Origin of the sequence: uncultured Zoogloea sp. (assembly GCF_937894855.1) — a bacterium.
Taxonomy (GTDB): domain Bacteria; phylum Pseudomonadota; class Gammaproteobacteria; order Burkholderiales; family Rhodocyclaceae; genus Zoogloea; species Zoogloea oryzae.
Genome location: NZ_CALAYQ010000156.1, coordinates 1 through 9,750 on the forward strand (window position 1 = coordinate 1; position 9,750 = coordinate 9,750).

Genomic DNA, 9,750 nt, shown 5'->3' on the forward strand with positions numbered 1-9,750 from the left:
AGTTCGTGCTGAAGAAGGATCTGGCCAGCCTGCAGGACAGCAACGACTACTTCCTCGGCAACATCCAGAAGGACGGCACCTACTCGGTCGTGCCGCGCATGCCGGGTGGCGAAGTGACCCCGGACGGCCTGATCGCCGTGGGCCAGGTGGCCAAGAAGTACGGCCTCTACACCAAGGTGACGGGCGGCCAGCGGGTCGATCTGTTCGGAGCCCGCGTCGAACAGCTGCCGCTGATCTGGGAAGAGCTGATCGCTGCCGGCTTTGAATCCGGCCACGCCTATGGCAAGAGCCTGCGCACCGTGAAGAGCTGTGTGGGTTCCACCTGGTGCCGCTACGGGGTGGATGACAGCGTCGGCCTCGCGGTCGAACTGGAGAACCGCTACAAGGGCCTGCGCGCGCCCCACAAGATCAAGTTTGGCGTATCGGGCTGCACCCGCGAGTGCGCCGAAGCCCAGGGCAAGGACGTGGGCATCATCGCCACCGACAAGGGCTGGAACCTCTACGTGTGCGGCAACGGCGGCATGAAGCCGCGCCACGCCGAGCTGATCGCGGCCGACCTGACCAAGGAGAAGCTGGTCCAGTTGATCGACCGCTTCCTGATGTTCTACGTGCGCACCGCCGACCGCCTGCAGCGCACCAGCACCTGGCGCGACAACCTGGAAGGTGGCCTCGACTACCTGAAGGACGTGGTGGTGAACGACAGCCTGGGCCTCGCCGCCGAGCTGGAAGCCCAGATGCAGCATGTGGTGGATACCTACCAGTGCGAATGGAAGACCGCCGTCACCAACCCGGACGTGCGCAAGCGCTTCCGCACCTTCGTCAATAGCGACAAGGCCGACGAGCACATCGTCTTTGTGGAGGAGCGTGGCCAGATCCGCCCGGCCCGCCCCGACGAGCGCCGCGCTGCCGATTCCGCCGAACTTGCCGAAACCGCCTGAGGAGCCCGCCATGAGCATCGCACCCCTTGAATGGACCACCGTGTGCCCGGTGGACGACATCCTGCCCAACACCGGCGTCAGCGCGCTGGTGAGCGGGCGCCACGTGGCGGTCTTCCGCGTCGGCGAGACGCAGTTCTACGCCATCGACAACGTGGACCCGAAATCCGGCGCCAGCGTCCTCTCCCGGGGGCTGGTGGGCAACCTGGGCGATCACGTGGTGGTCGCCTCGCCGCTCTACAAGAACCACTTCGACCTCGCCGACGGCGTGTGCCTGGAAGCGCCGGAGTATTCGGTGCGCGCCCACACCGTGCGCATCGAGGACGGCAGCGTGCAGGTGGCGCTGGCCTGATCTGTAGGTCGGACTTCAGTCCGACATCCCCTGCCTCCTCCTGTGGTGTCGGACTGAAGTCCGACCTACAGGGAGCAGGCAAACCAACAACATCGCCTGAATCAACCCGCCGGCACACAACAATGCCCGACGCGCGGCCACCGCGCGATCGAGCCTGCCGGCCACCACGAAGGAAACCAACATGGCCTACCTCGCTCCTGCCGAATTCGTCACCAAGATGGTGGACGCCGGTGAATCCAAGCTGCTGATGTCCACCCGCGACACCCTGATCCGCGCCTACATGGCCGGCGCCATCCTGGCCCTCGCCGCCGCCTTCGCCGTCACCGTGTCGGTGAATACCGCCAACCCGCTGATCGGCGCCCTGCTGTTTCCGGTGGGCTTCTGCATGCTCTATCTGCTGGGCTTCGATCTGCTGACCGGGGTGTTCACCCTGGCGCCGCTGGCGGTGCTCGACAAGCGCGCCGGCGCCACCTGGGGCGGCGTGATGCGCAACTGGGGGCTGGTGTTCACCGGCAACTTCGCTGGCGCGCTCACGGTGGCGGTGTTCATGGCCATCATCTTCACCAACGGCTTCTCCGAGGCGCCCAACGCCGTCGGGGTGAAGATCGGCCACATCGGCGAAGGCCGCACGGTGGGCTACGCCGCCCACGGCGCCGCCGGCATGCTCACCCTGTTCATCCGCGCCGTGATGTGCAACTGGATGGTGTCCACCGGCGTGGTGGCCGCGATGATGTCCACCAGCGTGTCGGGCAAGGTCATCGCCATGTGGATGCCGATCCTGGTGTTCTTCTACATGGGCTTCGAGCACAGCATCGTCAACATGTACCTCTTCCCGTCGGGCCTGATGCTGGGCGGCAACTTCACCTTCATGGACTACATGATCTGGAACGAGATCCCCACCGTGCTGGGCAACCTCGTCGGCGGCCTGACCTTCGTGGGCGCCACCCTGTATTCCACCCACTACAAGACCGCGCCGAAGCGTAAGGCCGCCTGAGCGTGACTGGCAGCGCCCTGCGTGTGAGCCTCGGCCAGGCATCCCTGGCCGGGGCTCACGACGTTAACCAGGATTTCCACGGCGCCCTGCTGCCCAAGGGCCACCAGCTGGCCAGCAAGGGCATTGCACTGGCCATTGCCGACGGCATCAGCTCGAGCGCGGTGAGCCAGCTCGCCAGCCAGACGGCGGTGGGCTCGTTTCTCGAGGATTACTACGCCACATCGGAGGCGTGGTCGGTGCGCCGGGCGGCCGAGCGGGTGCTCTCGGCCACCAACTCGTGGCTGCATTCCCAGACCATGGGCGGCGACGGGCGCTTCGAGAAGGACCGGGGCTTTGTGTGCACCTTCTGCGCGCTGATCCTCAAGGGGCGCGACCTGCACTTGCTGCACGTGGGCGATTCGCGCATCTACCGGCTGCATCCCCACGCGCTGGAGCAGCTCACCGAGGATCACCGGGTGCGCATGTCGTCCACCGAGTCGTATCTGGGGCGGGCGCTGGGCGTCGGGCCCCACGTGGAGATCGACTACCGGGGCTGGGCGGCCGAGGTGGGCGAGGTGTACCTGCTCGCCACCGACGGCGCCTACTCCCACCTGCAGGCCGACGACATCCACGCCGCCCTCGGCCGCCATCCGGATGATCTGGATGCCGCCGCGTCCGATCTGGTGAGCCTCGCCCACCGCCGCGGCTCCACCGACGACGCCACCCTGCAGCTCCTGCGCATCGACGCCCTGCCGGCGAGCGACGCGCCCCATCCGCAGCTGCGCCGCGAGGGGCTGGCGATGCCGCCCCAACTTGCGCCGCGGATGGAGTTCGAGGGCTTCACCATCCTGCGCGAGCTGCAGGTGAGCGCCCGCAGCCACCTGCATCTGGCGGTGGATCAGGTGAGTGGCCAGCAGTACGTCATCAAGACCCCGTCGGTGGACCTGAGCCAGGACGCGGATTACCTCGACCGCTTCGTGCTGGAGGAATGGATCGCCCGCCGGGTGGACAGCCCCCACGTGGTCAAGACCTGGCCCGGCGACCGCCCGCGCAGCCACCTCTTCGTGGCGATGGCCTTCATCGACGGCCAGACCCTCGCCCAGTGGCGGGTGGATAACCCCAAGCCCAGCCTCGAGAGCGTGCGCGGCATCGTCGAGCAGATCGCCCAGGGCCTGCAGGCCCTGCACCGGCGCGAGATGCTCCACCAGGATCTGCGCCCCGAGAACGTGATGATCGACGCCCAGGGCACGGTCAAGCTCATCGACCTGGCCAACGCCCACGTGGAAGGGCTGGCCGAATATCACCGGGACGCCCTCGTCACCGGTGTGCCCGGCACCCTGCAATACGCCGCGCCGGAATACCTGCTGGGCAAAGGCGGCAGCCAGCGCAGCGAGCTGTTCTCGCTGGCGGCGATCACCTACCAGCTCCTCACCGGCCAGCTGCCCTACGGGCTGGAGGCCACCCGCGTGCGCAGCCCGGCGGATCTGCGCCGTCTGCGCTACGTGCCTGCGCGTCATCTGCGCCCGGATCTGCCGGCGTGGGTGGACGCGGTGCTCGGCAAGGCCCTCAGCCCCCAGCCGGACAAGCGCCAGGAGGTGATCTCGGAGTTCGTGCAGGATCTGAAGGCGCCGGGCCCGCAGTTCCAGAACGAACGCGCCACCCCGCTGATCGACCGTGATCCGGTGCTGTTCTGGAAGTGCAGCACCGCGGTGCTGGCGCTGGCGGTGGTGGGATTGCTGGGGCTGCGGGTGTTCGGGCACTGAGGGGGCGGTGAACGCAGAAAAGGGGCCGAAGCCCCTTTCCCGTGTGCTGCGCGAACCGCGGAATTACTGGTTCTTGAACTCGGCCTTGCGCTTCTCGACGAAGGCGGCCATGCCTTCCTTCTGGTCGTCGAGGGCGAAGCTGGAGTGGAACACGCGGCGCTCGAAGAGCAGGCCTTCGTTGAGGCCGGATTCGAAGCTGCGGTTGATGGATTCCTTGATCATCATGATGACGGGCAGGGAATAGCTGGCGATGGTGGCGGCGGCGGCGAGGGCTTCTTCCACCAGCTTGTCGGCGGGGATCACGCGGGCCACGAGGCCCGCCTTCTCGGCTTCGGCGGCGTCCATCATGCGGGCGGTGAGGCACAGGTCCATGGCCTTGGCCTTGCCCACGGCGCGGGGCAGGCGCTGGGTGCCGCCGGCGCCGGGCAGGGTGCCGAGCTTCACTTCGGGCTGGCCGAACTTGGCGGTGTCGGCAGCGAAGATCATGTCGCAGCTCATCGCCAGCTCACAGCCGCCACCCAGGGCAAAGCCGGCCACCGCGGCGATCACCGGCTTGCGGAAGGTCTTGAGGCGCTCCCAGTTGCGGGTGATGTAATCGCCCTTGTAGGCGTCCATGTAGCTGAACTTGGCCATCATGCCGATGTCGGCGCCGGCGGCGAAGGCCTTCTCGGAGCCGGTGATGACCACGCAGCCGATGTTCTCGTCGGCCTCGAAGCCGTCCAGCGCCACACCCAGCTCATCGACGAGGGCGTCGTTGAGGGCGTTGAGGGCCTTGGGGCGGTTGAGGGTGATGAAGCCGACCTTGCCACGGGTCTCGACGATGATGTTCTGGTAATCCATGTGTCCTCCAAGCGTGTTTTAGTTAAATCGCCCCGGCACGGCGCAGGCCGTCGATGGCGTCGGGGGTGAAGCCCCAGTCTGCGAGCACGTCTTCGCCCGTGGCGCCATGTTTCGGCGGACGGGGTGTTGCCGGGGTGCTGCGGCTGAAGCGGGGAGCCGGTGCGGGCTGCACGACGCCGCCCACCTCGATGAAGGTGCCGCGGGCCCGATTGTGCGGGTGTTCGGGCGCTTCGTCCATGTCCAGAACGGGCGCCACGCAGGCATCGCTGCCCTCCATGAGCACACACCATTCGTCCCGCGTGCGGGTGGCCAGATGGGCGGCGAGGCGGGTCTTGAGCTCGGGCCAGCGGGCGCGGTCCCACTGCTGGTTGAAGTCTGGATCGGTGATACCGGCCTTCTGCAGGAACAGCGCGTAGAACTGCGGTTCGATGGGGCCGATGGAGATGTACTTGCCGTCGGCACAGCGGTAGGTGTCGTAAAAGTGGGCGCCGCCGTCGAGCAGGTTGCTGCCGCGTGTCTGCCCCCACTGGCCCATGGCCTTGAGGGTGTACATCATGGTCATGAGCAGCGCCGAGCCGTCGGTCATCGCCGCGTCCACCACCTGGCCCTTGCCGGAGTTGCGCGCCTCGGTGAGCGCGGCGAGCACGCCGACCACCAGCAGCATCGCGCCGCCGCCGCAGTCGGCCACCAGATTGAGGGGCACCACCGGCTTGCCGCCGGGCTCGCCGATGGCGGAGAGCGCGCCGGAGAGCGACAAGTAGTTGATGTCGTGCCCGGCGGCGTGGGCCAGCGGCCCGCTCTGGCCCCAGCCGGTCATGCGGCCATAGACGAGGCGCGGGTTGGCCTTGATGCTGTCGTCCGGCCCCACGCCGAGGCGCTCCATCACGCCGGGGCGGTAGCCTTCGACGAGGATGTCGGCCCTGGCGACCAGTTCCCGTGCGGCGGCGAGGCCTTCGGGTTTCTTGAGATCGAGCGTGACGACGCGGCGGGAGCGGTTGAGGATGTCGATCTTGGGATCGAACAGATCCGACGCCGGCTTGGCGCCGGGGGCGGGCTTGCGTTCGATGCGCACGACTTCGGCGCCGAGGTCGGCGAGGATCATCGCGGCCATCGGGCAGGGGCCGAGGGCGGCGAATTCGACGACTTTGATGCCGTGGAGGGGGCCCATTGGTTTTGTCTCCTTGGTTTTGTTGTTCTTGTTTTGATTTGGCTGGCGGTGCTTGTTTGGCGCGCCGTTGGCCGGGGTGTTCGCCCCCGGCGGGCGACCTACTTTCTTGCTTCGCCAAGAAAGTAGGCAAAGAAGGCGACCCGGCTTCACCGGTCATTCGCTGCGCGAATGACTCCCCTGCGCTGCTCGAAGCGGGCGGCCGGCGCGGAACTCGCCGGTTGCGCCGGCTCAGACAGCCGCGCCGGAAGGCCCCGCCCGCTTCTCCGCTGCTCGGCGGATCAGACGGGCTTTGGCTGGGCACCGAGCCTCTGCGGGAGGCTCGGGTGGTTTCGTTACAGGGTTGTTGGGGCGAACTCGTTCGCCCCTGAAGCGCAATCTGCGTAAAGGTGCGCAGAAACCGTAGCGAGGCCGTCGAGGTCGCGACGAGGAACACAGCCGTACTCGAGTACGGCGAGTACCGCAGTTGCGAGATCGGCGGCCGCAGTAGGTTTATGCGTACCTTTACTCGGCGGCGATGGAGCGGCCGATGACTAGCCGCTGGATGTCGTTGGCGCCTTCGTAGATCTGGCAGATGCGCACGTCGCGGTAGATGCGCTCGACCGGGAAGTCGCTGGTGTAGCCGACGCCGCCGTGGATCTGGATGGCGTCGGAGGCGATCTTTTCGGCGGCTTCGGAGGCGAACATCTTGGCCATCGAGGCTTCCTTCAGGCAGGGCTTGCCGGCGTCCTTGAGCTGGGCGGCGCGCCACACCATCAGGCGGGCGGCGTCGAGCAGGGTGTTCATGTCGGCCAGCTTGAAGTTGACCGCCTGGTGCTCGATGATCGGCACGCCGAAGGTGATGCGCTCCTTGGCGTAGCGCACGGCGGCTTCGAACGCGGCGCGGGCCATGCCGATGCTCTGGGCGGCGATGCCGATGCGGCCGGCTTCGAGGTTGGACAGGGCGATCTTGTAGCCTTCACCTTCCTTGCCGAGCAGCGCGCTTGCGGGCACGCGGCAGTTCTCGAGGATGATCTGCACGGTGTCGGAGGCGTGCTGGCCCATCTTCTCTTCGGTGCGGCCGACGATGAAGCCCGGGGTGGCGGTGGGCACCAGGAAGCAGCTGATGCCCTTCTTGCCGGCGGCCTTGTCGGTGACGGCAAAGACGATGGCCATGTGGGCGTGCTTGCCGGTGGTGATGAACTGCTTGACACCGTTGAGCACGAAGCTGTCGCCGTCGCGGTCGGCGCGGGTGGTGATGGCGCCGGCGTCGGAGCCGGTGTGGGGCTCGGTCAGGCAGAAGCAGCCGAGCTTCTCGCCGCGGGCGAGCGGCTTGAGCCACTCTTCCTTCTGCTGGTCGGTGCCGTATTTTTGCGTGATGCCACAGGCGAGGGAGTTCTGCACCGACACGATGGTGGAGGTGGCGCCATCACCGGCGGCGATCTCTTCCAGCGTCAGCACCAGGCTCATGTAGTCCATGCCGGCGCCGTCCCACTCTTCGGGCACGCACATGCCCATCGCGCCCAGCTCGCCGAGTTCCTTGAGGGCCTGGGCGGGGAAGGTGTGGTGCTTGTCCCATTCGGCAGCGAAGGGGGCCAGGCGCTCCTGGGCGAAGGCGCGCATGGAGTCGCGGATCATTTCTTGTTCTTGGGTGAGGATCATGGTGCGGTGTCCTTTGGTGTTTCTTGCGTTGATCTTTGCGGTACCCGACGACGCGGTTTGGTGGTCGTTTGGGCGGGCATTGGCCGGGTCTCGCCCCGGCGGGCGACCTACTTTCTTGTGTCGCCAAGAAAGTAGGCAAAGAAGGCGACCCGGCTTCACCGGTCGTCCGCGTTGCGGACGACTCCTCTGCGCTGCTCGCGCCAGCCGGCCGACGTCGCAAACTCGCCCTTCGGGCTCAGACAGCGACGCCGGACTGCCCCGGCTGGCACTGCGCTGCTCGACGGTTCAGACGGGCTTTGGCTGGGCACCGAGCCTTTTCTGATGGGCTCGGTGCGCGGATCGCCGGTCTTGCGTTGCTTCTCGGTAGGTCGGGTTAGCCCGCAGGGCGTAACCCGACATTCCGGAAGGCTTTCTGCCTTACAGCATCTCCACGGCCAGGGCCGTGGCTTCGCCGCCGCCGATGCACAGGCTGGCGATGCCGCGCTTGCCGCCGGTCTTCTTGAGGGCGCCGAGGAGGGTGACGATGATGCGGGCACCGGAGGCGCCGATCGGGTGGCCGAGGGCGCAGGCGCCGCCGTGGATGTTCACCTTGGCCGGGTCGAGGGCCAGGTCGCGGATGGCGGCCATGGTGACGACGGCGAAGGCTTCGTTGATTTCCCACAGATCCACGTCGCCGGCGGTCCAGCCGGTCTTGGCGAGCAGCTTCTGCATGGCGCCGACCGGGGCGGTCGGGAAGTTGGCGGGCAGGCCGGCGTGGTTGGTGTGGCCGACGATCTTCGCGATGGGCTTGGCGCCCAGCTTCTCGGCGGTGGAGGCGCGCATCAGCACCAGCGCGGCGGAGCCGTCGGAGATGGAGCTGGAGTTGGCCGGGGTGACGGTGCCGTCCTTCTTGAAAGCCGGCTTGAGGGTGGCGATCTTCTCGATGTTGGCCTTGGGCGGCTGCTCGTCGGAGGCGATGGTGACGTCGCCCTTGCGCCCGGCCACGGTGACGGGGGTGATTTCCCACTCGAAGGAGCCGTCCTTGATGGCGGCCTGGGCGCGGGTGGTGGAGGTGATCGCCCAGGCGTCCTGCTCTTCACGGGTGAAGCCGTAGGCGGTGGCACAGTCTTCGGCGAAGGTGCCCATCAGGCGGCCCTTGGTTTCCTTGCTGTAGCCGTCCTCGAGACCGTCGAAGAACATGTGGTCGAGGAGCTGGCCGTGGCCGAGGCGGTAGCCGCCGCGGGCCTTGGACAGCATGTAGGGGGCGTTGCTCATGGATTCCATGCCGCCGGCGACGACGACTTCGACGCTGCCGGAAACCAGCAGGTCGTGGGCCAGCAGGGTGGCCTTCATGCCAGAGCCGCACACCTTGTTGATGGTGGTGCAGCCGGCGGTGAGGGGCAGGCCAGCGTTGAGGGTGGCCTGGCGGGCCGGGGCCTGGCCGAGGCCGGCGGGCAGCACGCAGCCGAAGATGACTTCTTCGACGGTGTCGGCGGCGATTCCGGCGCGCTCGACGGCAGCCTTGATGGCGACGCCGCCGAGCTGGGCGGCGGTGAGGCTGGCGAAATCACCCTGGAAACCACCCATCGGGGTGCGGGCGGCGGAGACGATGACGATCGGGTCGTTGGCGTTGCTCATTGGGAATTCCTTTTAATTCGGGGAGGAGTCAGGAGTCAGGAGTCAGGAGTTAGGAGTGAGGAGGCCGGGCTGCGCGGCTGTGCGCTGGCGTCGGCCGGGCGAGGTCAGGTGCGGGGAGGGGCACTGCGCGTTTCGCGCGGTCTCCTCACTCCTCACGCCTCACTCCTTACCGGTTTATTTGGCTGCCATGCGGATCGCGCCGTCGAGGCGGATCACTTCGCCGTTGAGGTAGGCGTTGCTGAAGATGTGCTCGACCAGCGCGGCGTACTCGGCCGGCTTGCCCATGCGGGAGGGGAAGGGAACCATCTTGCCGAGGGCTTCCTGCACGTCGGCGGGCATGCCGAGGAGCATCGGGGTTTCCATGATGCCCGGGGCGATGGTCATCACGCGGATGCCGGAGCGGCACAGCTCGCGGGCGATGGGCAGGGTCATGGCGACCACGCCGCCCTTGGAGGCCGCGTAGC

8 protein-coding genes and 1 pseudogene are annotated in these 9,750 nt (G+C 67.3%); 4 read left to right on the plus strand and 5 right to left on the minus strand.

What is annotated here, in order from left to right; translation table 11 throughout:
* From Q0672_RS17825 to Q0672_RS17840, 4 genes and pseudogenes are all read left to right on the plus strand, one after another.
* Positions 1 to 938, plus strand: a pseudogene (locus Q0672_RS17825) (nitrite reductase (NAD(P)H)); the annotation flags it as partial.
* Between the two features lie 10 nt (positions 939 to 948).
* Positions 949 to 1,287 carry a nitrite reductase small subunit NirD gene (gene nirD, locus Q0672_RS17830; protein WP_298624414.1) on the plus strand — a complete coding sequence of 113 codons (339 nt, stop codon included), beginning with the start codon at positions 949 to 951 and terminating at the stop codon, positions 1,285 to 1,287.
* 181 nt (positions 1,288 to 1,468) lie between these two features.
* Positions 1,469 to 2,281: a formate/nitrite transporter family protein gene (locus Q0672_RS17835; RefSeq protein WP_298624415.1), complete on the plus strand. Its 813-nt coding sequence runs from the start codon at positions 1,469 to 1,471 to the stop codon at positions 2,279 to 2,281.
* A 2-nt stretch (positions 2,282 to 2,283) separates the two neighbouring features.
* Positions 2,284 to 4,023, plus strand: coding sequence for a bifunctional protein-serine/threonine kinase/phosphatase (locus Q0672_RS17840; protein ID WP_298624417.1), 1,740 nt, complete (start codon positions 2,284 to 2,286; stop codon positions 4,021 to 4,023).
* Positions 4,024 to 4,086: 63 nt separating this feature from the next.
* On the opposite strand, the gene Q0672_RS17845 is transcribed toward Q0672_RS17840, so the two are convergent.
* The 5 genes from Q0672_RS17845 to Q0672_RS17865 all read right to left on the minus strand — a co-directional run.
* Complete coding sequence (locus tag Q0672_RS17845; RefSeq protein WP_153162714.1) at positions 4,087 to 4,863, minus strand: enoyl-CoA hydratase; 777 nt, start codon at positions 4,861 to 4,863, stop codon at positions 4,087 to 4,089.
* Positions 4,864 to 4,885: 22 nt separating this feature from the next.
* Positions 4,886 to 6,031 (minus strand): CaiB/BaiF CoA-transferase family protein, encoded by a 1,146-nt coding sequence (locus tag Q0672_RS17850; RefSeq protein WP_298624420.1) that lies wholly within the window; start codon positions 6,029 to 6,031, stop codon positions 4,886 to 4,888.
* A 501-nt stretch (positions 6,032 to 6,532) separates the two neighbouring features.
* On the minus strand, positions 6,533 to 7,669 hold the full coding sequence (locus tag Q0672_RS17855) for an acyl-CoA dehydrogenase (RefSeq protein WP_153162716.1): 1,137 nt from the start codon (positions 7,667 to 7,669) through the stop codon (positions 6,533 to 6,535).
* Between the two features lie 417 nt (positions 7,670 to 8,086).
* Complete coding sequence (locus Q0672_RS17860) at positions 8,087 to 9,286, minus strand: acetyl-CoA C-acyltransferase (RefSeq protein WP_298624423.1); 1,200 nt, start codon at positions 9,284 to 9,286, stop codon at positions 8,087 to 8,089.
* Positions 9,287 to 9,460: 174 nt separating this feature from the next.
* The coding region (locus Q0672_RS17865) for an SDR family oxidoreductase (RefSeq protein ID WP_298624425.1) at positions 9,461 to 9,750 on the minus strand (290 nt) is incomplete at its 5' end.